Origin of the sequence: Streptomyces apocyni (assembly GCF_009739465.1) — a bacterium.
In the GTDB taxonomy this organism is placed as follows: domain Bacteria; phylum Actinomycetota; class Actinomycetes; order Streptomycetales; family Streptomycetaceae; genus Streptomyces; species Streptomyces apocyni.
The window spans coordinates 1-26,575 of record NZ_WHOM01000067.1; the positions used below are offsets into that span (position 1 = coordinate 1).

The window sequence follows — 26,575 nt, forward strand, 5'->3', positions numbered from 1 at the left end:
CGGGCTCGGACGCCGTGGTCGGCGCGATTCCGGCGGCGGGGTGCCCGGTCGGTCCTGAGAGCGCTTCGGCTTCGGCCTCCGCTTCCTCTGGCGTGACGGGCGTGACGGGCGCGGTCGGCGGTGCCGACTCCCTCGGGACGCACGGCACCTGGGTCGACAACGGCTCGACGCTGGACCGGCCCGCGGCAGCGGCGTCGAGTGCCGGACCGGAAGCGGACCGTGCCCCCGGCGACCCGCTGCTCACGGTCGTGCCCGCACCCCGCGAGGCCACCGTGCGCCCCGTCCGCCTCGCGCTCCTCGACCTCGCCATGCCCCGCGACATCGACGCCGCCGCGCACCGGCTGGACGGCGTACGGCTCGTCGACATCGAGTCGCTCGCCGAGGCCTCCGCCGACGCCCCCATGGCCGCCGACGTCGACCAGGTGCGCGACATCGTCGCCGCCGAGGTCGCCGCGTTCGGCGCCGCCCAGCGGGCCGCGCAGATCACCCCGACCGTGGTCGCCCTGCGTACGATGGCCGCCGACGTCGTGGAGAGCGAGATCACGCGGCTACGCGGCCGCCTCCCCGACCTGGACGAGCGGCAGCACGCCGAGATGACCCAGACGGTGCGACGCGTCGTCGACAAACTCCTGCACGCCCCGACCGTGCGGGTCAAGCAGCTCGCCAGCGAGCCCGGCGGCGCCGGGTACGCCGACGCGCTGCGGACACTCTTCGACCTCGACCCGGAGACGGTAGCCGCCGTCTCCCGGGCCGAAACGGCCGATGCAGCCCACACGGACGACCCGAATAGAGGGCGGTCATGAACCCGAAGGCACTCAGGCTGGGGACGAGGCGAAGCAAGCTCGCCATGACCCAGTCCGAGCAGGTGGCGAAGGCCGTACGGCAGGTGACCGGGCGGGCCGTCGAGCTTGTCGAGATCACGACGTACGGTGACACCTCGCGCGAGCAGCTCGCGCAGATCGGCGGTACCGGCGTCTTCGTCACCGCGCTGCGCGACGCGCTGCTCGGCGGCGAGGTGGACTTCGCCGTGCACTCGCTGAAGGACCTGCCGACCAGCCAGCCCGACGAGCTGACGCTGGCCGCGATCCCCCAGCGAGAGGACCCCCGCGACGTCCTCATCGCACGCGACGGGCTGACCTTCGCCGCGCTCCCGGACGGCGCCCGCGTGGGCACCGGTTCGCCGCGGCGGATGGCCCAGCTCAACGCGTACGCCCGCAACCACGGTCTGCGGATCGAGACCGTCCCGATCCGGGGCAATATCGACACCCGGATCGGCTTCGTACACAGTGGTGAGCTGGACGCCGTGGTGCTTGCCGCGGCCGGGCTCCACCGCGTCGGCAGGATCGACGAGGTGACCGACTTCCTGTCGGTCGACGTCGTCCTGCCCGCCCCCGGCCAGGGGGCACTGGCAGTCGAGTGCACCGCCGCCAACGCGGAGCTCGCCGCCGCGCTCGCCGAGCTCGACGACCCGCACACGCGGGCCGCCGTGACCGCCGAGCGTTCCCTGCTCGCCGCCCTGGAGGCCGGCTGCTCCGCACCTGTGGGTGCGCTGGCCGACCTGCTTACCGACGATCAGGTTGTCAAGGAAATGCGCCTGCGCGGCGTCGTCGGCTCGACCGACGGCTCGACGCTGGTGCAGTTGTCCACCACCGGTCCCGTACCCCACACGCATGACCAAGCGGAGGCGCTGGGCCGCGAGCTCGCGGCCGAGATGCTGGCAAAGGGTGCGGCCGGTCTGATGGGGGAGCGAGCACTTTGAGCCCCACCACCTCTGTACCTTCACCTTCGGCGTCCAACGGACCGTCGACTGGACCAGGGCACGTCACCTTCCTGGGTGCCGGTCCCGGAGATCCGGGACTGCTCACCTTGCGGGCGGTCGAGGCACTCGCCGGGGCGGATGTGCTGATCGCCGATCCGGATGTTCTTGACGTCGTACGCGCTCATGTGCGGGCGGCCGCCGAGACCCCCGGCATGCCGCAGCATCCAGGGGCTGACGCGTCATCAACTGACCACGCCATACCCGCGGATGCGGCCAATCTTGTCATGGCGGCCGCGCGCGCCGGCAAGCGGGTCGTGCGTGCGGTGAGCGGTGACCCCGGCCTCGACACCGGTGCCGGTGACGAGATGCTGGCCTGCGCCGCCGCGGGCATCACCTTCGAGGTGGTGCCGGGTGTCGCGACCGTGGTCGGGGTGCCCGCCTACGCGGGTGTGCCGCTGCGGGACGGGCAGGGCGCCGATGTGCGCTTCGTCGACGCCCGTACGGCATCGGCCCGCTGCTGGACCGAGGTCGGCGCGAGCGACGGCACGGTGGTCGTGTCGGTGACACTGGACACGGTGGTCGCGGCCGCCGGTGAGCTGGTGGCCGCGGGCCGCAAGCCGGACACCCCGATGACGGTCACCGTCGCGGGGACGACGACCCGGCAGCGTACGTGGAACGCGACGCTCGGCTCGGTCGCCCAGGTGCTCAAGCAGGCCAAGGTGCTGCCGTCCCCGCAGGGACACCAGCCCGTCATAGCCGTGGTCGGTGAGCGCTCCGCCGCCGCCCGGCGCGACCAGCTGTCCTGGTTCGAGTCCAAGCCGCTGTTCGGCTGGAAGGTGCTGGTGCCGCGTACCAAGGAGCAGGCGGCCTCGCTCTCCGACCAGCTTGTCTCGTACGGCGCGGTGCCGCACGAGGTCCCGACGATCGCCGTCGAGCCGCCGCGCACGCCACAGCAGATGGAACGCGCGGTCAAGGGCCTGGTGACGGGCCGGTACGAGTGGATCGCCTTCACGTCCGTCAACGCGGTGAAGGCCGTGCGCGAGAAGTTCGAGGAGTACGGCCTCGACGCGCGCGCTTTCGCGGGGATAAAGGTCGCCGCGGTGGGCGAGCAGACCGCGAACGCGCTGGTCGCCTTTGGTGTGAAGCCGGATCTGGTGCCGAGCGGTGAACAGTCAGCGGCGGGGCTGCTGGAAGACTGGCCGCCGTACGACCCGGTGTTTGATCCCATTGACCGGGTGTTCCTGCCGCGCGCCGACATCGCCACGGAGACGCTGGTCGCGGGCCTGATCGATCTTGGGTGGGAGGTCGACGACGTCACCGCCTATCGGACGGTACGGGCCTCGCCGCCGCCCGCCGAGACGCGGGAGGCGATCAAGGGCGGCGGCTTCGACGCCGTGCTGTTCACGTCGTCTTCGACCGTGCGGAACCTGGTGGGTATCGCCGGTAAGCCGCACAACGTGACCGTGATCGCCTGTATCGGTCCGGCGACCGCGAAGACGGCCGAGGAGCACGGGCTGCGGGTGGACGTGATGGCTCCGGAGCCGTCGGTCCACAAGCTGGCCGAGGCGCTCGCGGACTTCGGCGCGGGCCGCCGGGACGCGGCGCTGGAGGCGGGGGACCCGGTGACGCGGCCGAGCGAGCGGCGGCCGGGGGCGCGGCGGCGGCGGGCTACGACGTAGTCCCTCTGCTGGGGCCGTAGGCTCTCGTTTTGTCCTCACTCGCCGGACGGGCTGATAATTCAGCCCGTCCGGCGAGGTTTTGACACCCTGAGGTGAGAAGTCAGTGACGACGACGTACGGTTCGTTTCCCGGCGCGCGGCCCCGGCGGCTGCGTACCACCCCCGCCATGCGCCGCATGGTCGCCGAGACCCGGCTGCACCCGGCCGACCTGATCCTGCCCGCCTTTGTGCGGGAGGGCGTCAGCGAGCCGGTGCCGATCAGCGCCATGCCGGGCGTCGTCCAGCACACCCGGGACACCCTGCGTAAGGCCGCCGTCGAGGCGGTCGAGGCGGGGGTCTCGGGGATCATGTTGTTCGGCGTGCCCGAAGACGCCAAGAAGGACGCCGCCGGTACGGTGGGCACCGACCCGGACGGCATTCTGCAGCGCGCGCTGCGGGATGTGCGGGACGAGGTGGGCGACGCGCTGGTCGTCATGTCCGACCTGTGCCTGGACGAGTACACGGACCACGGGCACTGTGGCGTACTGACGGCGGACGGGCGGGTCGACAATGACGCCACCCTTGAGCGCTATGCCGAGATGGCGCAGGTCCAGGCCGACGCGGGCGCCCACGTGGTGGGCCCGAGCGGCATGATGGACGGTCAGGTCGGCGTCGTCCGGGACGCGTTGGACCAGGTAGGGCATGAGGATGTGGCCATCCTCGCCTACACGGCAAAGTACTCGTCGGCTTTCTACGGCCCGTTCCGCGAGGCCGTCGGGTCCTCGCTCCAGGGTGACCGTAAGACGTACCAGCAGGACCCGGCCAACGCCCGGGAGTCCCTGCGGGAGTTGGCGCTCGACCTCGAAGAGGGCGCCGACATGGTGATGGTCAAGCCCGCGGGCCCTTACCTCGACATCCTGGCGAAGGTCGCCGCCTCGGTGGACGTGCCGGTGGCCGCGTACCAGATCTCCGGTGAGTACGCGATGGTCGAGGCCGCGGCGGAGAAGGGCTGGATCGACCGGGACAAGGCGATCCTGGAGTCCTTGACGGGGATCAAGCGGGCTGGGGCCGGGATGATTCTGACGTACTGGGCTACTGAGGTGGCGCGGGGCCTCTGAGCCCGGATCGTCCGGCGCCGCTCAGGGCTTCTGGATGAGGTCCGCCAGGCGGGAGAGGCCGTCGGACGCGTGGCCTTCGGCTACGGCGCGGTCGAGGAGCTTCTGGAAGGGCTCGAAGAGTTCGGTGCTCAGCCCCTGGTCGGCGTAGGTGCGCAGGAGGTTGGGGAAGGCCGCCTGGTTGACGGCGAGGCTGGAGACGTCGGTCAGGTGCTCACCGGCGTCGATGGCGGCGGCGTCCGGCGGCACGCTCGCCAGCATGGCGCCGACCCACGCGGCCAGCCGCTCGGCGAACTCCTCGGCCGGAATCCCCGCTGAGCGCACCAACGCGAAGGCCTGCATCGTGCCGATCATCATCCCGTACATGCCGGTGAGCAGCGCCACGTCCTGAAGCGCGGCGAACCCGGGGTCGGTGCCGGTCCACTGCGGCTCGGCCATCGCGGCGAGGGTGGCGCGGTGGGTCTGGTACGCCTGCTCGTCCCCGCTGTAGAGGATGTACGCGCCCGAGTCCGGGACGCCGATCATCTGCGGTACGGCCATGATCCCGCCGTCGATGTACGCGGCACCGCACTGGGTGGCGGCAGTGGCGAACTCCCTTGCCTGGGCGGGGGTTCCGTTGGTGACGTTGACGATGGTCTTGCCGGTGAGGTCAGGGAGGTCGGTGAGGTCGGTGAGGTCGGCGTGGTCGAGTACCTGGTGGACGTTGTCGTACGTGGTGAGGCACACGATGACGAGCGGGCTGGCGGCGACGGCAGCGGCGGCGGAGTCGGCGGGCAGGGCGCCTTGGGCGACGAGGGGGCCGGTCTTGGCGGCGCTGCGATTCCAGACGGTGGTGCGGTACCCGGCCTTGAGCAGGGCGGCGGCGAGCGCGGAGCCCATCATGCCCAGGCCGAGGACGGAGACGGCGGGGGTGGGGGCGGGTGTGGACGCGGATGCGGAAGTGGACGCAGACATGCGGAGCCCTTTCAGACGGTGCGGTTCGGGATGACCTTCATCCTCGCCGCGCCGCGCTGACCCGGACAAGTACCGACTATTAAGTGGGTACTCACCTTTTGGTGGGGATGCGTCGCCGGGGTGGGTTGCTTTGTGCGGTACCCATTCCTCTGAGTACATGTACTCATGAGGGATCCGCTCGCCTCTAGCAGGCTGGCCGCAGAGCGTTCAGCTCACCCCCTTCACTCTGCGGGAGTCAACCATGCGCACAGCCAGCCGAGTTCGTGTCACGACAGGTCTCGTCGCGGCCAGCGTGACCGCCTTGATGCTGACCGGATGTTCCTTCGAGGAAGCGAGCTGCGCCGGTGGCGAGTACCCCGTCATGACGGTGGGGGCCACCGGCAGCGCATGCGTGGCCAACGACGAGGAGCCCCCCAAGGGGTACGTCCGCTACCCGGAGGGGAAGGTCCCCAAGGTCGTGGACGACAAGTGGGACGTCTACTGGCGCACCCACACCGTCGACGAGAGCGGAAAGATCATTGAGGTGCCCGGCGATTAGTTTCGCCTGGATCCACAGTCATAGAGGATGAACGGAACCCGCTGAGGGTCAGACACCGAGATACCTAGGAACTGTGATGCGTACTCTGATCAGCACCGCCTTCATCTCGCTCGACGGCGTCGTGGAGGGCCCGGGCGGCGAGCCCGGTTACCGGAACTCCGGGTGGACCTTCAAGGACATCGAGTTCCTGCCCGAGGCGTTCGAGATCAAGGGGCGGGAGCAGAAGGAGGCCACGGCGATGCTGCTGGGCCGGGCCAGCTACGAGGCGTTCAGTCCGGTGTGGCCGGACATGGAGGACTTCGCCGACTACAAGCCGATGCCGAAGTACGTCGTCTCCACCACCCTCACCGAGGACGCTCTGGTGTCGAACTGGGGCGAGACCACGATCCTGCGCTCGCTGGACGAGGTCGCCGCGCTGAAGGAGACCGAGGGCGGCCCGATCATCATGCACGGCAGCGCCACGCTGAACCACGCCCTCTCGGACGCGGGCCTGATCGACCGTTACTACCTGCTCGTCTTCCCGCTCCTGCTCGGCGCGGGCAAGCGGCTCTTCAGCGCCACGGACAAGGACACGCAGAAGCTGAAGCTGGTCGAGCACGAGGCGTACGCCAACGGCCTACAGAAGAACGTCTTTGACGTCATCCGATGACAACGCGGCGCACGGCGACGAGAGGGCGGTCAGCAAGCGCATGATCTTCACGGCGGAAGGGAGTCGCGCTGCCGCGACGCGCGCGGGGCTGCGTCGTTAGGCTGGGCGGTGCTCGGAAGGGAGGCCATCATGACTCTCATGAGTTCGGAGCGAGAGATGACGCCGCTGCGCAAGGCTGCCGAGGCCGCTGAAGAAGCCAGTGGCCTGCGGGCCGAGATCATCTATGGAGTCCTGATGATGTCTCCGACCCCGCGCGGGAAACACGCTGGGATCGTTAATGACCTGTACGACCAGCTGCGGCCGACTCTGCCCGAGCATCTGCGGCCCTTCCAGGTCGCCTCGGTGCCCAGGCCGGATGACCCGGACGACTACGCCACCCCCGACCTGCTTGTCTGTGACGCCGGGTTCCACGATTCCGATGAATGGCTGGCCGACCCGGGCGATGTTGAGCTCGTGGTGGAGGTTGTCTCCAAGGGGAACAGCAGCAAGGACACCCGCGACATGGTCGGTTGGTACGCGGGTGCCTCGATCCCCGCGTATCTGCTGATCGACCCCAGGGACGGCAGCTGGACGCTCTACACCGTCCCTCGCGAGGGTGAGTATCAGGCACGCAGGCGCGGGATGTACGGCGAGGACGTGGAGATTCCAGGGCTCGGGGTGAAGATCGCCACGAGTGGTCTGGCGCGTTACGCCTGAACATACGGAGGGCCCCGGTCCCCGTTCCCGTGGGAACGAACGGACCAGGGCCCTCCGTCGGGCGCCTCAGAGGCGCTCAGGCGTCCTGATGCCCAGCAGGGCCATGCCCTGGTGCAGGGTGTGGGCCGTGAGGTCGCACAGGAACAGGCGGTTCTCGACCTGGGCGGGGGTCTCGGCCTTGAGGACCGGGCACTCGGCGTAGAACGTCGTGTAGTGCGAGGCCAGTTGGTAGAGGTACGCGGCCAGCTTGTGCGGGGCGTACTCGTGGGCCGCGTCCGTGATGACCTCCGCGAACTGGTCCAGGTGCAGGCCCAGCGCGCGCTCGGCCGGGGCCAGCGCGAGCTCCGGGTGGGCCACCGGCCGGGCCTCGCCCGCCTTGCGGAGGATGGACTGGATGCGGGCGTACGCGTACTGGAGGTAGACGGACGTGTCGCCGTTCAGGGACACCATCTGGTCCAGGTCGAACTTGTAGTCGCGGGCGGCGGACGTGGAGAGGTCGGCGTACTTGACCGCGCCGATGCCCACCTGCGCGCCCCGCTCGGCGATCTCCTCGGCCGTGAGCTCGCCCCGGGTGTCCTTCTCGCGTACGACCACCGTCGCGCGGTCGATCGCCTCGTCCAGGAGGTCGACCAGCCGGATCGTCTCGCCCTCACGGGTCTTGAACGGCTTGCCGTCCTTGCCCAGCACCGTGCCGAAGGCGAGCTGGACGGCCTTCACATCCTCGTCGTTCAGCCACCCCGCGCGCCTGGCCGTCTCGAAGACCATCTTGAAGTGCAGGGACTGCCGGGCGTCCACCACGTAGATGAGGGAGCTCGCCTTGAGGTTGAAGACACGGTCGCGGATCGCGGAGAGGTCGGTGGCCGCGTAGCCGTAGCCGCCGTCGGACTTCTTGACGATGAGGGGGGTCGGGTTGCCGTCCTGGCCCTTGAACTCGTCGAAGAAGACGCAGAGCGCGCCGTTGGAGCGGACGGCGACGCCCGACTCCTCGAGCAGGCGGCAGGTCTCCTCCAGCATGCTGTTGTAGCCGGACTCGCCGACGATGTCGGGGTCCTGGATCTCCATGTCCAGCTTGTTGAAGACCGAGTAGAAGTAGACCTTCGACTCGTCGACGAACTTCCCCCACATCGCGAGGGTCTCCTCGTCGCCCGCCTGGAGGTCCACGACCCGGCGCCTGGCCCGGTCCTTGAACTCCTCGTCGGAGTCGAAGAGGGTGCGGGCGGCCTTGTAGAGGCGGTTCAGGTTCGACATGGCCTCTTCGCCCGAGGCGTCGTCGACCGCGTCCGCAGACGTCGCGGGCGTCGCAGAGGGCGCGGCGGACGCCTTGTGGTCCAGCTCGTGCGGGTGCTCGACCAGGTACTGGATCAGCATGCCGAACTGGGTGCCCCAGTCGCCGATGTGGTGGCGCCTGATCACCTTCTCGCCGGTGAACTCCAGGATCTCCACCATCGCCGCGCCGATCACGGCGGAGCGGAGGTGGCCGACGTGCATCTCCTTGGCGACGTTCGGCTGGGCGTAGTCGATCACCGTGGTGCCGGCGTCAGCCGCGTACGGGACGCCCAGGCGGCCGCTGGAGTCGGCGGCCCGCGCCGCGAGGGTCTCGGTGATCGCCCGGTCGGAGACGGTGATGTTCAGGAAGCCGGGTCCGGAGACCTCGATCTCCTTGATCAGGTCACTCTCGCCGCCCTGCGGGAGGCCGTCGGTGACCTTCGTCGCCAGCTCGCGCGGGTTGCCCTTGAGCTTCTTGGCGAGCGCCAGGATGCCGTTGGCCTGGAAGTCGGCCCGGTCGCTTCGGCGCAGCAGCGGGTCCGCGGAACCGGCCTCCGGCAGGGCTGCCGTGAGGGCGTCCGCGAGGCGCTGGTGGACCGTCGAAGCAAGGGAAGGGACCGAGGCCATGGGGTGCCGTTCCTGTCGGTGGTGGGGTTGTGGGTCGTAGGGATTCTCCCATGCGCGCGCCACCGGTTTCTCGGGAGAAACGGGCGACCCCGGAGTAGGCCGAGTAGGTCGATCCGTCTGGGAGAATGGCGTACGCAGGCAGCAGTGCACGCAGCACAGGAAGCAGAGGACGTGTCGATCGTGGCTCAGAGCACAGAGACAACCGACTGGGTCTCCCGCTACGCGGACGAGGTCATCGAGGAGTCGGAGCGTCGTGCGCCTGGGAAACCGGTGGTCGTCGCGTCCGGACTCTCCCCCTCGGGCCCGATCCACCTGGGCAACCTGCGCGAGGTCATGACCCCGCACCTGGTCGCCGACGAGATCCGCCGCCGTGGCCACCAGGTCAGGCACCTGATCTCCTGGGACGACTACGACCGGTACCGCAAGGTCCCGGCCGGTGTGCCGGGTGTCGACGCGTCCTGGGCCGAGCACATCGGCAAGCCGCTGACCTCGGTCCCGGCCCCCGCCGGGTCCGCGTACCCGAACTGGGCCGAGCACTTCAAGGCCGCGATGACCCGCGCGCTGGACGAGATGGGCGTCGAGTACGACGGGATCAGCCAGACCGAGCAGTACACCTCGGGCGCGTACCGCGAGCAGATCCTGTTCGCGATGAAGCACCGTGGCGACATCGACGCGGTCCTCGCCCAGTACCGCACCAAGAAGGCCCCCGCGAAGAAGTCGCAGAAGCCGGTCGACGAGGCCGAGCTGGAGGCCGCCGAAGGGTCGGGCGCGGCGAGTGAGGACGACGGCAGCAGCGGCTCGGCCGGGTACTTCCCGTACAAGCCGTACTGCACGGCCTGCCAGAAGGACCTGACCACGGTCACCTCGTACGACGACGCGAGCACCGAGCTGGCCTACACCTGCCAGTGCGGGCACGCCGAGACGGTGGCGCTGAGCGAGTTCAACGGCGGCAAGCTGGTCTGGAAGGTCGACTGGCCGATGCGCTGGGCGTACGAGGGCGTGATCTTCGAGCCGAGCGGTGTCGACCACTCGTCGCCGGGGTCGTCGTTCCAGGTCGGCGGGCAGATCGTCGGGATCTTCGGCGGCAAGCAGCCGATCGGTCCGATGTACGCCTTCGTGGGCATCTCCGGCATGGCCAAGATGTCGTCCAGCAAGGGCGGGGTGCCGACTCCGGCGGACGCGCTACAGATCATGGAGCCGCAGCTGCTGCGCTGGCTGTACGCGCGCCGCCGCCCGAACCAGTCGTTCAAGATCGCCTTCGACCAGGAGATCCAGCGGCTGTACGACGAGTGGGACAAGCTGGCCGCCAAGGTCGCCGACGGCACCGTACTGCCCGCCGACGCGGCCGCGTATCTGCGGGCCGTCGGCACGGCGGCGGGCGAGCTGCCGCGCACGCCGCGGCCGCTGCCGTACCGCACGCTGGCCTCCGTCGCGGACATCACGGCCGGGGCCGAGGACCAGACGCTGCGCATCCTGTCCGAGCTCGACCCGACGCAGCCGCTGACCTCGCTGGACGAGGTGCGGCCGCGGCTCGACCGGGCCGAGGCGTGGATCTCCACGCAGGTTCCGGCCGAGGCGCGCACCGTCGTACGGGACAGCCCGGACACGGAGCTGCTCGCCTCGCTGGACGAGCAGGGGCGCGAGTCGCTGCGGCTGCTGCTTGACGGGCTTGACGAGCACTGGTCGCTGGATGGGCTGACGCACCTGGTGTACGGCGTGCCGAAGGTTCAGGCCGGGTTCTCGCCGGACGCCACGCCCAAGGAGCTGCCGTCGGAGATCAAGGGCGCGCAGCGGTCGTTCTTCGCGCTGCTCTACCGGCTGCTGGTGAGCCGGGACACCGGGCCGCGGCTGCCTACGCTGCTGCTCGCGGTGGGGGCGGATCGGGTGCGGAAGCTGCTGGGGGCGTAGGGAGCGTGTAGCGCCTGGCGCGTTGCGCGTACGTGGTGGTGGCTGGGCGGGCTTCTCTTTGAGGGGCCCGCCCGGCTTTTTTCGCGCCGCGTGCTACGCGATTTGCTCGTCCAGTTCCTGCTGGTAGCGGCCGCGGAAGTCGCGCAGGTAGCCGCGGAGTGAGCTCTCGGTCAGCGGGCCGCCGGTGCGGCCCGTCACGCCGTACAGGTCCTGGAGGTAGATCCCGAACTGGCGGGCGTTGGGGAAGTCGCCGTGCTCGCTGACGTACTTGCGGAACGCGCCGAAGTACGCCTCTTCGCGGGGGACGTCGTCGGGGAGGGTGGAGGCGGTGGGCTCGGCTGCCTCGACGGGCTCCGGCTGGTGGGGGCCCGGGTCCTGGTGCTGGTCCTGGTGCGGGGCGTCTACGCGCTGGCCGGGGATGGCGAGTGGGCGGGTGCGGCCCGGGCCTGCGGGGATGGGGAACTCGGAGGTCTGGGAGCCGCCGGTGTCGCCCTCGTGCTGGTTCTGCTCGTACCACTCGTCGTACGGGGGCTCGGGGGCGTATGAGCGCTCGTAGCCCGGCTGTGGGTGGGGCAGCGACGGGGGCTGTGGCTGTGGTTCTGGGTGCTGGGTGGCGGTGGGTGCGACGGGCGGCGCGAACCAGGGGTTCGGTGGCTGTGCCTCCGGGGCCTCCTGGGGCTCCGCCGGGGCCGGTGCCGTCTGGTCGGAGTGTTGCTCCTGTGGCCCGGCGGCTTGCGGTGCCGGGTGCTGGCGGGTGTGGCCGTCGTCCGGTGGGGCTAGTTCTGGGTGCGTGTGCTGCGGTTGCTCGATGGGCTGGACTGCCGCCCGTACGGGCTCTGCTGGCTCTCCTCGCTCGCCGGGCCCTCCGGGCCTCGTGGCGGCCGCCGGGAGGACGGGCGGGTCGATCCCGGCCGCGGCCAGACCGGCCGGTGCGGACTCCGACAGCGGCACCCCGAAGCGGGCCAGCCGCAGCGGCATCAGGGATTCGACGGGGGCCTTACGGCGCCAGGCGCGGCCGTAACGGGAGCGTAGCCGGGCCTGGTAGACGAGGCGGTCCTGTTCCAGCTTGATGACCTCGTCGTACGAGCGCAGCTCCCACAGCTTCATCCGGCGCCACAGCAGGAAGGTGGGGAGCGGGGAGAGCAGCCAGCGGGTGAACCGTACGCCCTCCATGTGCTTGTCAGCCGTGATGTCGGCGATCCGGCCGACCGCGTGCCGGGCGGCCTCGACGCACACCACGAACAGCACCGGGATCACTGAGTGCATCCCGACGCCGAGCGGGTCGGGCCAGGCCGCCGCGCCGTTGAAGGCGATGGTGGCCGCCGTGAGCAGCCAGGCGGTCTGGCGCAGCAGCGGGAACGGGATGCGTATCCACGTCAGGAGGAGGTCGAGGGCCAGCAGGACGCAGATGCCCGCGTCGATGCCTATGGGAAAGACCAGGGCGAAGTCGCCGAAGCCCTTCTTCTCGGCGAGGTCGCGCACCGCCGCGTACGACCCCGCGAAACCGATCCCCGCGATGACGACCGCTCCGGCGACCACCACCCCGATCAATATGCGGTGCGTGCGTGTCAGGTGCAGTGGCGCGGCCACCCCTGATCCCCCATCTGTTCGACTGCGCGAAGTGTGTGCGGCAGACCTTACTGGTCGGCCTTCGCGTCGTCCTTCTTGCTGTCCTTCTCGCCGTCCTCCGCGTCGTCGTCCGCGTCGTCCGCCGCGGGCTTCTTGGACGACTTGTCGTCGTCCTTGGCGTCCGCGTCGGCGGCCTCGTTGGCGGCGGCGATGGAGGCGGCCGCCTCTTCGGCCGCGGACGTCGCGTCCTTCGTCATCTCGGCGGCGTCCGGCGTCTTGGCTCCGGCGAGACCGGCGCCGCTGTAGTCCAGGACCAGGAGCGCGTTCTCGACGCGGGCGACGATCCGCTGGTCCTTGAAGTCGCCTTCCTTCTTCTTCACGTCGAAGGTCAGCAGGACGGCTTCGTCGCCCACGCCCTTCAGCGGCTTGGACTTGAGGTTCTTCGCCTCGCCACCGGCCTCCGGTTCGGCGGCCTTCTTGGCCAGCTGGGCCTTGGCCTGGTCATCGCCGCTGCCGAACGTCTGGTGGGAGTCGAAGCGCTGCAGTGAGACCGCCAGCCAGCGGTACTGCGAGCCCTTGGTGCCCTTGTGGTCCGCGCCGTTCCAGGTGCAGCGGGCGCGCTTGTTGATGTTGTCCGACTGGCCGGACTTGCCGCTCTTCGGGTCGGCCTCGGGCACCAGCGCGTCGATCGTCTTGCCAGCCAGGGTCTCGCAGGCCTCGGGCAGGACCTTGAACGCCCCTTCCTTCACCGCCGGGGCCTCGTTGCTCGCGCTGGAGTCCGGCGCGGCGGACGACTGCGCACCCGAGTCCTTCTTGCCGTCGCCGTTCCCGCTGCCGCCGTCGTCGCTGGAGAGCAAGGAGCAGCCCGCCGCGGCCAGCATCACCGGTACGGCTGCGCAGGCGGCGAGTATGCGGGTGATACGCGGTGCTGATCGGTGCATGGTTCCTTCACTCATCGGTTCGTGCGGGGGTGGTGGGGCCGGAGGTCCGCCCAGCCACGGTACGCGGAAGGCGTTGGCGCCGTGGGGGATGTGTGAGGGGGCGGGGACGGGCGGTGGCAGGGTCAGTGCCGGTCGTCAGCTGAACTTCCCGGCCAGCCCGCTGGCCAGCTTCCGCGCTCTGTCCTGCAGTTCCTTGCTGCTCGGCTCGGTGGTTCCGCGGGTCGGCTGCTCGTCGTACTCGACGGTCACCAGGACGTTCGACGTGCGGAACACCACAGTGACCGTACGAAGCCGGGCGGCCGAACCGGTGACCTTGAGGCGGTCGTCGAGGAAGGCCTGATCGGCGAGGTCGCTCAGGGTGCGCGGCTCGAGGCCGGTCGGGCTCGCGGCGTCGGAGTCGGTGTCGGAGTCGGAGTCGGCAGAGGGAGAACTGGAGCTGGAGGGAGTCTCGGACGGGTCGTCGCTCGCGCCACCTTCGTCTTCTCCGCCGTCTCCTTCCTCGCTCTCACCGCCCTTCTCGTCCTTCGCGTCCTTCTCGTCCTTGTCGCTCGGGTCGCCGCCCGGGTCTTCTTCTTCCGCCTCTTCCGCCTGCGGTGAGGGGAGGCCCGCCGCCGTTTCCTTCCGGACGTACAGGCTCTCGGCGCGCTCGTCGTCGCTCACCTTGTCGTCGTACGACACGACCCGCTCGAAGTCGACATGGAGACGGCGTACGGCGTCCGACGACTCGAACTTCCAGCGGCAGCCCCCACGGCGATCGATGTCGTACGTGACCGTGGGCGCACCCTCGTACACCGCCCGCCGTCGCTCGTCGGGCAGCTCCTTGGCACCGGGCAGCAGCGTGTCGAGGGCTCCTTGGTCGACGGCGCGGCAGGGGTCGGGGAGCCCTTGGTGTTTCCCGGACGAGGCGGTCGACGTCGCGGCGTCGGAGCCACCTCCCTTGGAGTCGTCGGTCGACGTGCCGTTCCCCGAGCCGCTGGTGCAGCCCACGAGCAGCGCCGCCAGGAGCGCCGCTGCGCTCGGTACGTACCCCCTACGCTGCACGGTCCGGCTCCCTTCGGGTTGAAAAGTCAGTTGCCGCCCGATGGCGGTCGATGGACACAATGTGTATCGCACGCACAGCCGTGGATGCCGGTCTGCTGTCTCTTTTGCTGGCCTGGGCTCCGGTTTTTGCGTTTTCAGACTTTTCGGGGGAATGAGGAAGATATGTCGTATGTAGAGGTGCCCGGTGCGCAGGTACCGATCCGGATGTGGGCCGACCCGGCGTCGGTCGAAGAGGGTGCGCTGCAGCAGCTGCGGAACGTCGCGACGCTGCCGTGGATCAAGGGCCTCGCCGTGATGCCGGATGTCCACTATGGCAAGGGCGCGACGGTCGGCTCGGTGATCGCCATGCGGGACGCGGTGTGTCCTGCGGCGGTCGGTGTTGACATCGGCTGCGGGATGTCGGCCGTGAAGACCTCGCTGACGGCCAACGACCTGCCCGGAGACCTGTCCCGGCTGCGTACGAAGATCGAGCAGGCGATTCCGGTGGGCCGGGGGATGCATGACACTCCGGTTGACCCGGGGCGGCTGCATGGCTTCCCGACGGCGAAGTGGGACGACTTCTGGGAGCGGTTCGACGGCATCGCGGAAGCGGTCAAGTTCCGTCAAGAGCGGGCCGCGAAGCAGGTTGGAACGCTCGGTAGCGGCAACCACTTCATCGAGTTCTGTCTCGATGAGTCGGGCGCTGTCTGGCTGATGCTGCACTCCGGTTCCCGGAACATCGGCAAGGAGCTGGCCGAACACCACATCGGCGTGGCGCAGAAGCTGCCGCACAACCAGGGCCTGATCGACCGCGACCTGGCGGTCTTCGTCGCGCAGACCCCGCAGATGGCGGCGTACCGCAACGACCTGTTCTGGGCGCAGGAGTACGCGAAGTACAACCGCGCCATCATGATGGCGCTCTTCCGGGACGTGGTCCGCAAGGAGTTCAAGAAGGCCAAGGTGACCTTCGAGCCGGAGATCTCCGCCCACCACAACTACGTGGCGGAGGAGCGGTACGAGGGCATGGACCTGCTGGTCACACGTAAGGGCGCGATCCGGGCGGGCTCCGGCGAGTACGGGATCATCCCCGGCTCGATGGGAACCGGCTCGTACATCGTGAAGGGGCTCGGCAACGAGAAGTCCTTCAACTCGGCCTCGCACGGGGCCGGGCGGCGGATGAGCCGGAACGCCGCCAAGCGGCGCTTCTCGACGCGAGACCTGGAGGAGCAGACGCGGGGCGTGGAGTGCCGTAAGGACTCCGGTGTCGTGGATGAGATTCCGGCCGCGTACAAGCCGATTGAGCAGGTGATGGACCAGCAGCGGGACCTCGTGGAGGTCGTGGCGAAGCTGAAGCAGGTCATCTGCGTCAAGGGCTGAGGCCCGGCGGGCCCACGCCGGGCGCCGATCAGCGATCACCGATTAGCGGTTAGCGGTCAGCGGTCAGCGTGGGTTACCGCGTAGATCATGATGAACGCGAAGACGTGGATGCCGAAGAGGAAGTAGGCGAGGTACCACCACACCATGCGTTCGTTCTTCGTCTCCTGGGCCAGGTGCCGCTGCTCGCGATCGTGCTGGTACTGCTCCTGGTCCTGATCTTGAGCCTGCTCGGGATCAGAGCTCACGGTGGACCTTGGTGTTGGAGGCCTGGGCGCGGGGCCGTACCACCAGGAGGTCGATGTTGACGTGGCTGGGCCGGGTGACGGCCCAGGTGATGGTCTCGGCGACGTCGTCCGCGGACAGAGGTTCGGCGACACCCTCGTAGACCTTCGCGGCCTTCTGCTCGTCGCCGCGGAAGCGGGTGGTGGCGAACTCCTCGGTCCTGACCATGCCGGGGGCGACCTCGATGACCCGGACCGGCTGCCCGACGATCTCCAGGCGGAGGGTCTCGGCGAGTACCCGGGCGCCGTTCTTGGCGGCGACGTACCCGGCACCGCCCTCGTAGGTGGCGTGGCCCGCGGTGGAGGAGAGGACGACGACGGTGCCGTCGCCGCTCGCGGTGAGCGCGGGCAGCAGGGCCTGGGTGAGGTTGAGTACGCCGATGACGTTCACCTCGTACATCTGGCGCCAGTCGTCGGGGTCGCCGGTGGCTACGGGGTCGGCGCCCAGTGCGCCGCCCGCGTTGTTGACCAGGACGCCGATGGTGCGGAAGGCCGTGGCGAACTCGTCGACGGCGGCGCGGTCGGTGACGTCGAGGGCGTAGGCCGTGGCCTGGTGGCCCGCGGCGTTGATCTCCTCGGCGAGCGCCTCGATGCGGTCCTTGCGGCGTGCGGTGAGCACGACGCGGTATCCGGCGGCCGCCAGCTGCCGTGCGGTCGCGGCACCGATGCCACTGCTCGCGCCAGTGACTACGGCGATGCGGGAGGCGCTGGCGGCGGCGGTCATGAGTGCTCCTCGTGCGTGTGTACGACCCTTGCGGTCCAGGCCAGGATAGGGCGGGTGAGGCTCAGCGCACGCGTGGCACGTACATGATGACCGCCATCCCGGCCAGACAGGTCTACGCCCCGACCCCGTCCGGCCGGCAGATTCCGCCTACGCTGTCGCGATGAAGATCATCGACCTTGAGCCCGGCGACGCCAGGCTCACCACCGAGATACTGCCCGTCCTGCGGGAACTCCGCCCGCACCTCACCGAGGACCTCTTCCGCGAGGTGTACGCGGAAGGGCACGGGCAGGGCCTGCGCTTCACCGCCGCCTATGCCGAGGACGGCCGCTGCGTGGGCGTGGCCGGTTGGCGGATCGTGGTCAACACCAGTGCGCTGCGGCAGCTTTACGTAGACGACCTCGTGACCGCGGGCACCGCACGCTCCACCGGGGTGGGCCACGGCCTGATCGCCTACCTCGAAGAGCGCGCGCGTGAATCCGGCTGCCGAATCCTCGGGCTGGACTCCGGCACTCAGCGCACCGACGCGCACCGCTTCTACCTGCGTGAGCGCCTGGACATCGTCGCCTTCCACTTCGCCAAGCGGCTCAAGGGCTGAGCGGGGCGACAACCGCTGAACCCGCCAACGGGGCTCCATGCTGGGCGGGTTCGCCTTAGGTGGTGCCCGTGGTTGGCGCCCGTGGGTGGCGGTGGCTTCACTTAGGATCTTTCTCCAGCTGACGACACAGCCGACACAGGAGATGCTGGTGAGGGAGCTGAGAGTTACCCGATGACGCAGGACGGGGACATCCGCTTAGCTTCCGCCACCCGCCAGGCCGTCGCCTTGCGCTGCCGAAGCCTCACCGAGGCCCGGTGGTTCTCCCGCACGGTGTTCGGTCTCATCCTCGCCAACGCGGTCGTACTCGGCGTCGAGACGTACAGCGGGATAGCCGGGCGCTGGCAAGCGGAGCTGTGGCTGATCGAGCAGCTCTTCCTGACCGCCTTCACCGTCGAGATCGCCTTGCGGGTCGGCGCGCACGCCGACCGCCTCCGGGACTTCTTCCGCGACCCGTGGAACCTCTTCGACCTGGCCGTGGTCCTCTGCGCCCTGCTGCCCGGCCTCCGCGACAACACCACCATCCTGCGGCTGCTGCGCCTGGCGCGCGTCATGCGTGCTGCCCGCTTTCTGCCCCAACTGCGTATCGTCCTGGTCGCGGTGGGCCGCAGCCTGCCGGGCACCGCCAGCTTCCTGCTGGTGGGCGCGCTGCTGCTGTACGTGTACGCGATGGTCGGCTGGGTCTTCTTCGCCGCGCACGACCCGGAGAAGTTCGGCTCCATCGGCCGGGCCGGGCTGACCCTCTTCCTGCTGATGACCCTGGACGGGCTCGGCGACACCGTACGCGCGGGCCTGGAGCTCTCGCGCTGGACCCTCGTCTACTACGCCTCGTACGTTCTGCTCGCCTCCTTCGTCCTCGTCAACGTCCTGATCGGGGTCGTGATCACGTCTCTCGAAGAGGCCCGCGAACTCGAGCAGCGGGAGGAAGAGGCGGGCGAGAAGCCGGAGGGAGGGCCGGGCGACGAGGCGGGCGATGGGGCGGACCTGGAGCCGGTCCACGACTCCGATGCCGTACTGCGCGACCGTATCGCCGCTGCCCGACGCGCCCTCGACGACCTGGAGGAGAGCCTCGCTGACCGGCACGTACGCTGACGCCTGGTGTTCGGGCAGGGAGGCGGTAGCGATGCGGGGCTTCGGCGAGCTGGAGCAGGCGATCATGGACGCGGTTTGGGCCGCGGACGGACCGCTTACGGTGCGGGAGGTGCTGGAGCGGCTGAACCGCGAGCGGGCACAGGAGCGGGCCCAGGAGCTGGCGTACAACACCGTCCAGACGGTGACCGAGATCCTGCACCGTAAGGGCTGGCTGTCCCGGGCGAAGGACGGTCGCGCCTTCCGGTACCGGTCCACGAAGTCCCGTGAGGAGTACGCGGCTTCGCTGATCGACCAGGTCTGGGCGACGGGCGCGGATCGTACGGCGACTCTGGTGCGGCTGTTCGACGCGATGGACGAGGACGAGGTCGCCGAGCTGCGGGCGGCGCTCGGCGAACGGCGCGAGCGGCGTGAGCGGGGGCGGGGCGCGGGGGACGCCGGGAGTCGGTCGTGAACGTCGCGGTCCTGCTGCTGGGGTACGCGGCGCTCATCGCGGTGCTCGCCCCGCCGCTGCTGGCCCGTACCCACTGGGCGGCCCGCGCTCCACGGCTCGGCATCTGGGCCTGGCAGGCGTTGACCGCGACGGTCGTCGGTTCCGTCGTCCTGGCCGGTCTCGCACTCGCGGTGCCGGTGCTGCCGGTCAGCGGCGGCCTGGCCGAGCTGCTTCAGGCCTGTTCGCTGACTTTGCGTCAGCAGTACGGGACACCTGGCGGCGGCGCCGTGGCCGCCAGCGGTACGGCGCTGGCCCTCGCGGTACTCGCCCGCGTCGTCTGGTGCCTGGCCGCGGCCGTGCTGCGGGCCTGGACCGAGCGCCGTCGGCACGCCGCGGTGCTCGCGGTGGTCGGCCGCGCGCACGCCGGGCTCGGGGTGACCGTGCTGGAGGACGCCCGCCCGGCCGCGTACTGCCTGCCGGGACAGGGCCATCGAGTCGTCCTGACCTCAGGGGCGCTGGCGGCCCTGGAACCGGGCGAGCTGGACGCGGTGATCGCCCACGAGCGGGCGCACATCCGGCAGCGCCACCATCTGGTGCTGGCCTACGCCGAAGGGCTGGAGCGGGCGTTCCCCCGGCTGAGTCTGTTTCGCACGGCCGCTGTCGAGACGCGGCGGCTGGTGGAGCTGGCCGCTGATGACGCGGCTACGGCGCGGACCGGGTCGCTGAGCCTGGCCACGGCACTGGTGGAGCTCGCCGGAGCGGGCGGGCGGCCCGCGGGCTCGTCCTCGGCTGGATCCCCGGCCGGGCCCCCGGCCTCGCTCGCGGCGTCCGGTGGCCAGGTGGCGGGGCGGGTACGGCGGTTGCTCGGCGGGCATCGGCCGTTGCACCGCGCGGTCGTCTGGGGCGGGGCGCTGGCGGCGGGTGCGCTGCTCGTACTGCCGCTGGTGGTCGCGGCGCAGCCCGCCATGGCCTCGACCGGGACGAAAAGCTGCCCGTTGCCGGACGCGCCCGTCGCCGCGTGGGGCGTCTGGTAGGTTCACTCACGGTCACCTATATGGGTTAGGTGGTGAGGTGTGCGGAGGTGGGGCGGTGCTGGCCTCCGTACCCGTGCGTCCGCTCGCACGCCTCCTCGCCGCCGTACTGACCGCCGTGGCCGTACTGGTGATGGTCTGCGCTTCCGCCGTGGCGGCGAGCGCGCGCCAGGACGTGGACCTGGACCCGGCCATGGCCGGGGAGGCGCGGGCCGCCGCCCCGGCAGTGCTGGCCCCAGCGGTTCCGGCGCTGGACGAGCAAGCCGCCCCGCAAGCGGCATCCCAAGCGGCCCTCCAAGCGGCACCCCAGGGCGAGCGCGTCTGCGAGCAGTGCGTCGAACGGGGCCACTCGAACTGCGACGGGCCCGTCCGGCACGCGGTACGCGACACCACGCCGACCCCGAAGCCCGGCGCGGCGGTCCCCCGTGGCCCGTACGCCCTGGCCGGACCGGCTCCCGAGCCGAGCCCGATCCGTCTCACCGGCGGCGCCGACCCGCGCGCCCCTGACCTTCATCTGCTGCAACTCCTGCGCGTGTAGAGCACCCCGCGGCGGGACCGGCACAGCCGTGCCGTCCGCCGCCCGTGCCTCCATGACCACATCGCCACATCGCCACATCGGCACGTCCTATGAGTGACGACAAGTGATGACAAATGGCGACAGCAGGACGAAAGGCATTTCCATGGGTTCCAAGACCAACAAGAAGCAGGCGGAGGCCCGCCGGGCCCGCATCGAGGAGCTGCGCCGCGCGGAGCAGGCCCGCGAGAAGCGCAACCGGATCATGGCGATCACCGCGTCGACCGTGATCCTCGCGGGCGTGGTCGGCGGCGGCTGGTACCTCGTCGGCGCCGCGAACGACAAGCAGCAGGCCAAGTCCGCCCCGGTGAAGGGCGAGCAGAACTGGTCCGACCTGAGCCAGAACCATGTGGACCAGCGGGTCGACTACCCCATGAGCCCGGCCGCGGGCGGCGACCACCACCAGGCCTGGCTCAACTGCGACGCCGAGGTCTACACGAAGGAGGTTCCGGAGGAGAACGCGGTGCACTCACTGGAACACGGCGCGGTCTGGGTCACGTACAACGACAAGGTCTCGGACGCCGACATCAAGGCGTTGACCGACACGGTGTCCAAGACCTCGTACACCTTCCTGAGCCCCTACAAGGACCAGTCCGCGCCGATAACGCTGACCGCCTGGGGTCACCAGCTAGGGGTCGACGAGGCGGACGACGCGCGCGTGGCGGAGTTTCTGGACAAGTACGTCCAGGGTCCGCAGACGCCTGAGCCGGGCGCCGCCTGCGGTGGCGGAGTCGGAGCATGAGCGACGGCGCCAAGGGCAGCGGTACGAGCGACGACGGCGGCGGCGGCGGCGCGCGCGACGGCGGCGGCGCGCGCGGTCCAGCTCGGTGGCTGCCGTACGCCGGGGCCGCGCTCGCGTTGTGCCTGGCGGTCGTCGCCCTGGTGGTGATGACCGCCTCGCGCGGCGACGGCGCGGGCACGGGCAAGACCCCGGACGCGGGCTCGGCGGACGCCGGATTCGCCCGTGACATGGCCGTACACCACCAGCAGGCGGTGGAGATGTCGTTCATCGTGCGCGAGCGCACCGACGACGAAGAGGTACGCCGCCTCGCCTACGACATCATCAACACCCAGGCCAACCAACGCGGCATGCTGCTCGGCCGCCTGGAGGTGTGGGACCTGCCGAAGTCCTCGCAGCGGCCGCCGATGGCCTGGATGGGCCACGACATGGCGTACGAGCCGCGCGACGGGTCTCTGATGCCGGGCATGGCCACCAACACCGAACTCGACCGGCTGCGTCAGGCCAAGGGCAAGGACGCCGAGGTGCGCTTTCTGAAGCTGATGACCGAACACCACCGCGCTGGCGTGGACATGGCCCAGGGGGCTGTGGACCGGGCCGATGACGGGGTGCTGGTGCGACTGGCGGAGGGCATGGTCCGCGGGCAGCGGTCGGAGATGAGACTGATGGCCGACTTGCTCGCGGCGCGCGGCGTTCCTTCTGGCTGACCGCGGCGGCGGCGGGGGCGGGGGCGGCGAGAGAGCCACTGCCCCCGCCCCCCACTCCCGCCCCCCAGCCCCCTCGCGACCCCCTCACCACCTAATGACCTAAGGTGCATAGGAGATCAGGTGCGCCTCGACGCACCACCACAGCCGCCCCAACTGGCCGAAAGGCAGCGTCTTGTCACTCGAAATCAGCCAGGTGGTCGGCTCCGGATCGCTCTTCCTAGCCGCGCCCATCGCGCTGGCCGCGGGGGCGATCACGGTCGCCTCCCCCTGCTGTCTGCCCCTGGTCCCGGGCTACCTCTCGTACGCCACGGGCATGACCGCCGCCGATGCCCAACAGCAGCAGGAGCGGCAGGATCAGCAGGAGCAGCGGGGTGCTGGCGCCCGCACACGCGGCCGGGCGCTGCTCGGCACCGCCCTGTTCGTCCTGGGCTTCGCGGCCGTCTTCACCGCGTACGGTGCGCTGTTCGGCTCGGTCAGCACCCTGCTCCTGGCCCACCAGGACAGGGTGTTCCTCGTGTTGGGCACGCTCACCATCGTGCTCGGCCTGCTGTTCATGGGCGTACTGGAACGCGTCCCGCTGCTCTCGCGCACGTTCCGCCCGCAGTTCACCCCGCGCGCCGGACTCGCCGGAGCGCCGCTGCTCGGGGTGATGTTCGCTGTCGGCTGGACCCCCTGTGTCGGCCCGACGCTCGCCGCGGTGCTGTCCCTGTCGATGACTACCGGCTCCGCTTCGCGCGGTGCCTTCCTGGCTTTCCTGTACGCGGTCGGCGTCGGCGTCCCGTTCCTGCTCTTCACCCTCGTCCTCGGCAAGAGCATGCGCGCCTTCGCGTTCGCCCGCCGCCACGCGCGCGTGGTGCTGCGCCTCGGGGGCGCGCTCCTGGTGGCGGTCGGCGTCGCCCAGGTCACCGGGGCATGGGCCCTGATGATCCACGAGTTGCAGGTCTGGGTCGGCGGCTACGAACTCCCCTTGTAGGCGAAGGCGAAGGCGAAGGCGAAGGCGAAGGCGCAGGCGCGCGCGCCCGCCTCGCGTCAGGCGCCCTTGATCTCGCTGAGGGCGTGGGCGACGAGGGCGTTGGCGTGGCCGTGTCCGAGCCCGTGCTCGGACTTGAGCCATGTGACGAGCTCCCCGTGCTTGGTCAGCGGGGAGGAGTGGATGAGTTCCTTCCACTCCGCGATCGGGCGGCCGTACTTCTTCTCGATGGAGGGGAAGTAACTGGCGGGTCCCTTGACGGCGTTGGTCATGTCTGAGGTGTCCCGTCTCTCTGCGTGAGTCTCTCTGCGCGAGCTTGGCGACCCTTATGACCGGAGGCGGGCGACGAACTCATCGGCAGGAGAAGGTGACGTGCGTCACGCGCCTCCCTCCCGGGAGGTCTCAGGTCTGAACCAACCCGAGCGGTGCGGTCACGTCCAGGTCAGGGCCACACCAGGCAGTACGGCTGATGGCCCGCCTCATGCAGCCGATGCGAGAAGTCCTGCCACTCGTGCAGCAGTTGGTAGACGTTGAACGCGTCGCGTGGGCCGCCGCGGTCCGGGACCGTCGACCAGATGAACGCCGCCGCGCCGACGGACTCCTCGCCGACGCCGCGCAAGGGGTCGACGACCGTCATGGGGAGCTTGACCACCGCGTAGTCGGGGTGGAGTACGACCAGTTCGAGCGGGGGCACCTTGTGCAGGGGTATGCCCTCGATGCCGGTCAGGACCATCGCGGCCATCGTCTCCGGCTTGATCTTGGTGAACATGCCGCCCATGCCCAGCTCGTCGCCGCCGAGCTCCTCCGGGCGCATGGAGATCGGCACCCGAGCCGCCGTGGCGCCGTCCGGAGCGCCGAAGTATTTGTAGGTCACCCCCACCCGGCCACCCCTGCTCCCCGAGCCGCCCGACCGCTCCTGCGTGTTTTCCTGCCCGGGTTCCTGCGGGGACCCCGCGGCGTGTTGCTGCGCCTCCGCCTCGCGTCGGTGCTTCCCCCGACGGGCACGCCGGGGCCCGAGGTCGTCGGTCCCCTCGCCCAGTCCGCCACCGCGATGCATATCTCCACCCGACCACTCGCGGCCCCCGCCGCGCAACCCGATCATCGTGTCAGTGACCTCCCCCGGGACCGCACGTCGAAACGTCCGCTGAAACGTGTGTTGAAACACCTGTCCGCAGGATGTCGGAAGCCTCTGACACCATGGCTTCTGTGAGCTTCCCCTATGACTATGACGCCCCAGTTTCGCAGACTCTGTTCGACCGCGCGGCCCTCGTGACGCCCGGCGGCGTGAACTCACCGGTGCGCGCGTTCCGCGCGGTGGGGGGTACGCCCCGGTTCATGGTGTCCGGTACCGGTCCCTACCTCACCGACGCCGACGGTCGCGAGTACGTCGACCTCGTGTGCTCGTGGGGCCCGATGATCCTCGGGCACTCCCACCCCGCGGTGATCTCGGCCGTACAGGAGGCCGTCGCGCGCGGTACCTCCTTCGGTACGCCCGGTGAGGGCGAGGTCGCGCTCGCCGAGGAGATCGTGGCGCGGATCGAGCCGGTCGAGCAGGTGCGCCTGGTGTCCAGTGGCACCGAGGCGACGATGTCCGCCATCCGTCTGGCCCGTGGTTTCACCGGCCGCGCCAAGGTGATCAAGTTCGCCGGCTGCTACCACGGACATGTGGACGCGCTGCTGGCGGCCGCCGGGTCCGGCGTGGCCACCTTCGCGCTGCCGGACACGCCCGGGGTCACCGGAGCCCAGGCCGGAGACACCGTCGTCCTGCCGTACAACGACCTCGAAGCGGTCCGCCAGGCCTTCGCCGCGCACCCGGGCGAGATCGCCTGTGTGATCACCGAGGCGTCGCCCGGGAACATGGGCGTGGTGCCGCCGGGCGAGGGGTTCAACGCGGGACTGAAGCAGCTCTGCCAGGACAACGGCGCGCTGTACATCTCGGATGAGGTGATGACCGGTTTCCGTACGTCCAAGGCCGGTTGGTACGGCGTCGACGGCGTCCGGCCCGACCTGATGACCTTCGGCAAGGTCATGGGTGGCGGCTTCCCGGCCGCGGCCTTCGGCGGGCGGGCGGACGTGATGGCGTACCTCGCGCCCGCCGGGCCCGTCTACCAGGCGGGCACCCTCTCGGGGAACCCGGTCGCGACCGCGGCGGGCCTGGCCCAGCTGCGGCTGCTCGACGACGCGGCGTACGCCAAGGTCGACGCCGTATCGCGGGAGATCCAGGCGCTGGTGACCGCCGCGCTCAGCAAGGAGGGCGTCGCCCACCGGCTGCAGACGGCGTCCAACATGTTCTCGGTCTTCTTCACCGACGGTGAGGTGCGCGACTACGAGGACGCGAAGCGGCAGGAGTCCTTCCGCTTCACCGCCTTCTTCCACTCGCTGCTCGCGAACGGCGTCTACCTCCCGCCGTCCGCCTTCGAGTCCTGGTTCGTCTCGACGGCCCACGACGAGCGGGCCGTCCAGCGGATCGCGGACGCCCTGCCCGCCGCCGCCCGCGCCGCCGCGGAGGCCACGTCATGAGCGCCAACGACAGCAAGCGCGACGACGACCTGACCGTGGTGCACCTCATGCGCCACGGCGAGGTGCACAACCCGGACGGCGTGCTGTACGGCAGGCTGCCCGGCTACCACCTCTCCGAGCTGGGCCGTCAGATGGCCGACCGGGTCGCCGAGCACCTGGCCTCGCGTGACATCACCCACGTCGTCGCCTCCCCCCTGGAGCGCGCCCAGGAGACCGCCGCCCCGATCGCCAAGACGCACGGCCTTGACCTGGTCACGGACGGTCGCCTGATCGAGGCGCAGAACTTCTTCGAGGGCAAGACCTTCGGCGTGGGCGACGGTGCCCTGAAGCACCCGCGGAACTGGAAGCACCTGGTCAACCCGATCAAGCCGTCCTGGGGCGAGCCGTACGTCGAGCAGGTCGTACGGATGATGAGCGCGCTGGACGCCGCGAAGGACGCCGCCCGTGGCCATGAGGCGGTGTGCGTCTCGCACCAGCTGCCGGTGTGGATCGTGCGCAGCTTCGTCGAGCGGCGGCGGCTGTGGCACGACCCGCGCAAGCGGCAGTGCACGCTCGCGTCCCTGACCAGCTTCACCTACCGCGGCGACAAGATCGTCTCGGTCGGGTACTCCGAACCGGCGCGTGACCTCGTTCCGGCTCATCTGCTGGCCGGGGCCAAGCCGGTGAAGGGGAAGGACAAGGCCTTCGGCGCGTAAAGCGCTCTCCCGTAACTGCCAACCCGCATTCCGCAACCGGTAGCCCATTGCTGACCTTCACGAACTCTCAGTAAATGTCGGAGGTTTGAGCTAAACCCGGGAACCATTCGGTTCGTCGCGCCCTCTAGAGTGTTGTCCGTTTTA

At 70.0% G+C, this 26,575-nt stretch carries 27 protein-coding genes and 1 pseudogene; 19 read left to right on the forward strand and 9 right to left on the reverse strand.

All coding sequences use genetic code 11. The annotated features are described in order from the left end of the window. The 4 genes and pseudogenes from GCN81_RS22015 to hemB form a co-directional block, all read left to right on the forward strand. Window positions 1-803 (forward strand): annotated as a pseudogene (locus GCN81_RS22015) (glutamyl-tRNA reductase); the annotation flags it as partial. After that, the gene (hemC, locus tag GCN81_RS22020; protein WP_156726390.1) at window positions 800-1,759 is read left to right on the forward strand and encodes a hydroxymethylbilane synthase; all 960 of its coding nucleotides are present in this window, start codon (window positions 800-802) and stop codon (window positions 1,757-1,759) included. The pseudogene GCN81_RS22015 and the gene hemC, both read left to right, overlap by 4 nt. Beyond that, window positions 1,756-3,438, forward strand: a complete 1,683-nt coding sequence (locus tag GCN81_RS22025) for a bifunctional uroporphyrinogen-III C-methyltransferase/uroporphyrinogen-III synthase (RefSeq protein ID WP_156726391.1) — start codon at window positions 1,756-1,758, stop codon at window positions 3,436-3,438. Before hemC ends, GCN81_RS22025 begins: the two co-directional genes overlap by 4 nt. 103 nt (window positions 3,439-3,541) lie before the next feature. Further along, window positions 3,542-4,534, forward strand: a complete 993-nt coding sequence (gene hemB, locus GCN81_RS22030) for a porphobilinogen synthase (protein ID WP_156726392.1) — start codon at window positions 3,542-3,544, stop codon at window positions 4,532-4,534. A gap of 21 nt (window positions 4,535-4,555) precedes the next feature. Here the strand turns inward: hemB and GCN81_RS22035 are convergent, their stop codons facing one another. Further along, a complete protein-coding gene (locus tag GCN81_RS22035; RefSeq protein WP_156726393.1) occupies window positions 4,556-5,485 on the reverse strand; it encodes an NAD(P)-dependent oxidoreductase in 930 nt (309 codons plus the stop codon). Between the two features lie 241 nt (window positions 5,486-5,726). Here GCN81_RS22035 and GCN81_RS22040 point away from each other — a divergent pair, with 241 nt between their 5' ends. The 3 genes from GCN81_RS22040 (at window position 5,727) to GCN81_RS22050 (ending at window position 7,368) form a co-directional block, all read left to right on the forward strand. Continuing rightward, window positions 5,727-6,023, forward strand: a complete 297-nt coding sequence (locus GCN81_RS22040; protein WP_156726394.1) for an SCO0607 family lipoprotein — start codon at window positions 5,727-5,729, stop codon at window positions 6,021-6,023. Between the two features lie 76 nt (window positions 6,024-6,099). Continuing rightward, window positions 6,100-6,672, forward strand: coding sequence for a dihydrofolate reductase family protein (locus GCN81_RS22045; protein WP_156726395.1), 573 nt, complete (start codon window positions 6,100-6,102; stop codon window positions 6,670-6,672). A 138-nt stretch (window positions 6,673-6,810) separates the two neighbouring features. Next, window positions 6,811-7,368 (forward strand): Uma2 family endonuclease, encoded by a 558-nt coding sequence (locus GCN81_RS22050; protein ID WP_231626906.1) that lies wholly within the window; start codon window positions 6,811-6,813, stop codon window positions 7,366-7,368. Window positions 7,369-7,434: 66 nt separating this feature from the next. Here the strand turns inward: GCN81_RS22050 and argS are convergent, their stop codons facing one another. Further along, window positions 7,435-9,261, reverse strand: coding sequence for an arginine--tRNA ligase (gene argS / locus GCN81_RS22055; RefSeq protein WP_156726397.1), 1,827 nt, complete (start codon window positions 9,259-9,261; stop codon window positions 7,435-7,437). 171 nt (window positions 9,262-9,432) lie between these two features. Here argS and lysS point away from each other — a divergent pair, with 171 nt between their 5' ends. Continuing rightward, the gene (gene lysS / locus GCN81_RS22060) at window positions 9,433-11,169 is read left to right on the forward strand and encodes a lysine--tRNA ligase (RefSeq protein ID WP_156726398.1); all 1,737 of its coding nucleotides are present in this window, start codon (window positions 9,433-9,435) and stop codon (window positions 11,167-11,169) included. A gap of 93 nt (window positions 11,170-11,262) precedes the next feature. Here lysS and GCN81_RS22065 read toward each other — a convergent pair whose 3' ends face one another. The 3 genes from GCN81_RS22065 to GCN81_RS22075 form a co-directional block, all read right to left on the reverse strand. Beyond that, window positions 11,263-12,759, reverse strand: a complete 1,497-nt coding sequence (locus GCN81_RS22065; protein ID WP_156726399.1) for a DUF2637 domain-containing protein — start codon at window positions 12,757-12,759, stop codon at window positions 11,263-11,265. Window positions 12,760-12,806: 47 nt separating this feature from the next. Then, window positions 12,807-13,679, reverse strand: coding sequence for a DUF3558 domain-containing protein (locus GCN81_RS22070; RefSeq protein ID WP_156726400.1), 873 nt, complete (start codon window positions 13,677-13,679; stop codon window positions 12,807-12,809). 135 nt (window positions 13,680-13,814) lie between these two features. Further along, window positions 13,815-14,720, reverse strand: a complete 906-nt coding sequence (locus GCN81_RS22075; RefSeq protein ID WP_156726401.1) for a DUF3558 domain-containing protein — start codon at window positions 14,718-14,720, stop codon at window positions 13,815-13,817. A 162-nt stretch (window positions 14,721-14,882) separates the two neighbouring features. On the opposite strand from GCN81_RS22075, the gene GCN81_RS22080 reads away from it, so the two are divergent. Beyond that, on the forward strand, window positions 14,883-16,076 hold the full coding sequence (locus tag GCN81_RS22080; protein WP_156726402.1) for an RtcB family protein: 1,194 nt from the start codon (window positions 14,883-14,885) through the stop codon (window positions 16,074-16,076). A 56-nt stretch (window positions 16,077-16,132) separates the two neighbouring features. Here GCN81_RS22080 and GCN81_RS22085 read toward each other — a convergent pair whose 3' ends face one another. Beyond that, window positions 16,133-16,321: a hypothetical protein gene (locus GCN81_RS22085; RefSeq protein WP_156726403.1), complete on the reverse strand. Its 189-nt coding sequence runs from the start codon at window positions 16,319-16,321 to the stop codon at window positions 16,133-16,135. After that, entirely contained in the window at window positions 16,311-17,081 is a 771-nt protein-coding gene (locus tag GCN81_RS22090; protein WP_156726404.1) for an SDR family NAD(P)-dependent oxidoreductase, read from the reverse strand. Before GCN81_RS22090 ends, GCN81_RS22085 begins: the two co-directional genes overlap by 11 nt. 160 nt (window positions 17,082-17,241) lie before the next feature. Here GCN81_RS22090 and GCN81_RS22095 point away from each other — a divergent pair, with 160 nt between their 5' ends. The 8 genes from GCN81_RS22095 to GCN81_RS22130 all read left to right on the forward strand — a co-directional run bounded on the left by GCN81_RS22095 (window position 17,242) and on the right by GCN81_RS22130 (window position 23,219). Continuing rightward, entirely contained in the window at window positions 17,242-17,676 is a 435-nt protein-coding gene (locus GCN81_RS22095) for a GNAT family N-acetyltransferase (protein ID WP_156726405.1), read from the forward strand. Window positions 17,677-17,847: 171 nt separating this feature from the next. Then, window positions 17,848-18,765: an ion transporter gene (locus tag GCN81_RS22100; RefSeq protein WP_156726406.1), complete on the forward strand. Its 918-nt coding sequence runs from the start codon at window positions 17,848-17,850 to the stop codon at window positions 18,763-18,765. 31 nt (window positions 18,766-18,796) lie between these two features. Further along, on the forward strand, window positions 18,797-19,216 hold the full coding sequence (locus GCN81_RS22105; RefSeq protein WP_156726407.1) for a BlaI/MecI/CopY family transcriptional regulator: 420 nt from the start codon (window positions 18,797-18,799) through the stop codon (window positions 19,214-19,216). Further along, window positions 19,213-20,229, forward strand: a complete 1,017-nt coding sequence (locus GCN81_RS22110) for a M56 family metallopeptidase (protein ID WP_156726408.1) — start codon at window positions 19,213-19,215, stop codon at window positions 20,227-20,229. Before GCN81_RS22105 ends, GCN81_RS22110 begins: the two co-directional genes overlap by 4 nt. Window positions 20,230-20,284: 55 nt before the next feature. Further along, window positions 20,285-20,764 carry a hypothetical protein gene (locus GCN81_RS22115; RefSeq protein ID WP_156726409.1) on the forward strand — a complete coding sequence of 160 codons (480 nt, stop codon included), beginning with the start codon at window positions 20,285-20,287 and terminating at the stop codon, window positions 20,762-20,764. 142 nt (window positions 20,765-20,906) lie between these two features. Beyond that, window positions 20,907-21,542: a DUF3105 domain-containing protein gene (locus GCN81_RS22120; RefSeq protein ID WP_197287748.1), complete on the forward strand. Its 636-nt coding sequence runs from the start codon at window positions 20,907-20,909 to the stop codon at window positions 21,540-21,542. Beyond that, entirely contained in the window at window positions 21,539-22,246 is a 708-nt protein-coding gene (locus tag GCN81_RS22125) for a DUF305 domain-containing protein (RefSeq protein WP_231626907.1), read from the forward strand. Before GCN81_RS22120 ends, GCN81_RS22125 begins: the two co-directional genes overlap by 4 nt. 172 nt (window positions 22,247-22,418) lie before the next feature. Continuing rightward, the gene (locus GCN81_RS22130; RefSeq protein WP_156726411.1) at window positions 22,419-23,219 is read left to right on the forward strand and encodes a cytochrome c biogenesis CcdA family protein; all 801 of its coding nucleotides are present in this window, start codon (window positions 22,419-22,421) and stop codon (window positions 23,217-23,219) included. Between the two features lie 56 nt (window positions 23,220-23,275). Here the strand turns inward: GCN81_RS22130 and GCN81_RS22135 are convergent, their stop codons facing one another. Both GCN81_RS22135 and GCN81_RS22140 read right to left on the reverse strand, forming a co-directional pair. Then, complete coding sequence (locus GCN81_RS22135) at window positions 23,276-23,488, reverse strand: DUF4287 domain-containing protein (protein ID WP_156726412.1); 213 nt, start codon at window positions 23,486-23,488, stop codon at window positions 23,276-23,278. A 170-nt stretch (window positions 23,489-23,658) separates the two neighbouring features. Continuing rightward, window positions 23,659-24,273: a hypothetical protein gene (locus GCN81_RS22140; RefSeq protein ID WP_156726512.1), complete on the reverse strand. Its 615-nt coding sequence runs from the start codon at window positions 24,271-24,273 to the stop codon at window positions 23,659-23,661. Between the two features lie 140 nt (window positions 24,274-24,413). Between GCN81_RS22140 and hemL the strand changes: the two genes are divergently transcribed. Continuing rightward, window positions 24,414-25,736 carry a glutamate-1-semialdehyde 2,1-aminomutase gene (gene hemL, locus GCN81_RS22145; protein WP_156726413.1) on the forward strand — a complete coding sequence of 441 codons (1,323 nt, stop codon included), beginning with the start codon at window positions 24,414-24,416 and terminating at the stop codon, window positions 25,734-25,736. Beyond that, window positions 25,733-26,431 carry a histidine phosphatase family protein gene (locus GCN81_RS22150; RefSeq protein WP_156726414.1) on the forward strand — a complete coding sequence of 233 codons (699 nt, stop codon included), beginning with the start codon at window positions 25,733-25,735 and terminating at the stop codon, window positions 26,429-26,431. Before hemL ends, GCN81_RS22150 begins: the two co-directional genes overlap by 4 nt. Window positions 26,432-26,575: the final 144 nt, after the last annotated feature.

Bases quoted from the DNA above. Each gene is read 5' to 3' on its own strand.
- GCN81_RS22040 (WP_156726394.1), top strand. From the start codon at position 5,727: ATGCGCACAGCCAGCCGAGTTCGTGTCACGACAGGTCTCGTCGCGGCC.
- argS (WP_156726397.1), bottom strand. From the start codon at position 9,261: ATGGCCTCGGTCCCTTCCCTTGCTTCGACGGTCCACCAGCGCCTCGCG.
- GCN81_RS22080 (WP_156726402.1), top strand. From the start codon at position 14,883: ATGTCGTATGTAGAGGTGCCCGGTGCGCAGGTACCGATCCGGATGTGG.
- GCN81_RS22045 (WP_156726395.1), top strand. From the start codon at position 6,100: ATGCGTACTCTGATCAGCACCGCCTTCATCTCGCTCGACGGCGTCGTG.
- GCN81_RS22140 (WP_156726512.1), bottom strand. From the start codon at position 24,273: ATGCATCGCGGTGGCGGACTGGGCGAGGGGACCGACGACCTCGGGCCC.
- GCN81_RS22070 (WP_156726400.1), bottom strand. From the start codon at position 13,679: ATGCACCGATCAGCACCGCGTATCACCCGCATACTCGCCGCCTGCGCA.
- GCN81_RS22105 (WP_156726407.1), top strand. From the start codon at position 18,797: ATGCGGGGCTTCGGCGAGCTGGAGCAGGCGATCATGGACGCGGTTTGG.
- GCN81_RS22090 (WP_156726404.1), bottom strand. From the start codon at position 17,081: ATGACCGCCGCCGCCAGCGCCTCCCGCATCGCCGTAGTCACTGGCGCG.
- GCN81_RS22150 (WP_156726414.1), top strand. From the start codon at position 25,733: ATGAGCGCCAACGACAGCAAGCGCGACGACGACCTGACCGTGGTGCAC.
- GCN81_RS22035 (WP_156726393.1), bottom strand. From the start codon at position 5,485: ATGTCTGCGTCCACTTCCGCATCCGCGTCCACACCCGCCCCCACCCCC.
- GCN81_RS22135 (WP_156726412.1), bottom strand. From the start codon at position 23,488: ATGACCAACGCCGTCAAGGGACCCGCCAGTTACTTCCCCTCCATCGAG.
- GCN81_RS22100 (WP_156726406.1), top strand. From the start codon at position 17,848: ATGACGCAGGACGGGGACATCCGCTTAGCTTCCGCCACCCGCCAGGCC.
- hemL (WP_156726413.1), top strand. From the start codon at position 24,414: ATGGCTTCTGTGAGCTTCCCCTATGACTATGACGCCCCAGTTTCGCAG.
- hemC (WP_156726390.1), top strand. From the start codon at position 800: ATGAACCCGAAGGCACTCAGGCTGGGGACGAGGCGAAGCAAGCTCGCC.
- GCN81_RS22125 (WP_231626907.1), top strand. From the start codon at position 21,539: ATGAGCGACGGCGCCAAGGGCAGCGGTACGAGCGACGACGGCGGCGGC.
- GCN81_RS22095 (WP_156726405.1), top strand. From the start codon at position 17,242: ATGAAGATCATCGACCTTGAGCCCGGCGACGCCAGGCTCACCACCGAG.
- GCN81_RS22120 (WP_197287748.1), top strand. From the start codon at position 20,907: ATGGGTTCCAAGACCAACAAGAAGCAGGCGGAGGCCCGCCGGGCCCGC.
- GCN81_RS22050 (WP_231626906.1), top strand. From the start codon at position 6,811: ATGAGTTCGGAGCGAGAGATGACGCCGCTGCGCAAGGCTGCCGAGGCC.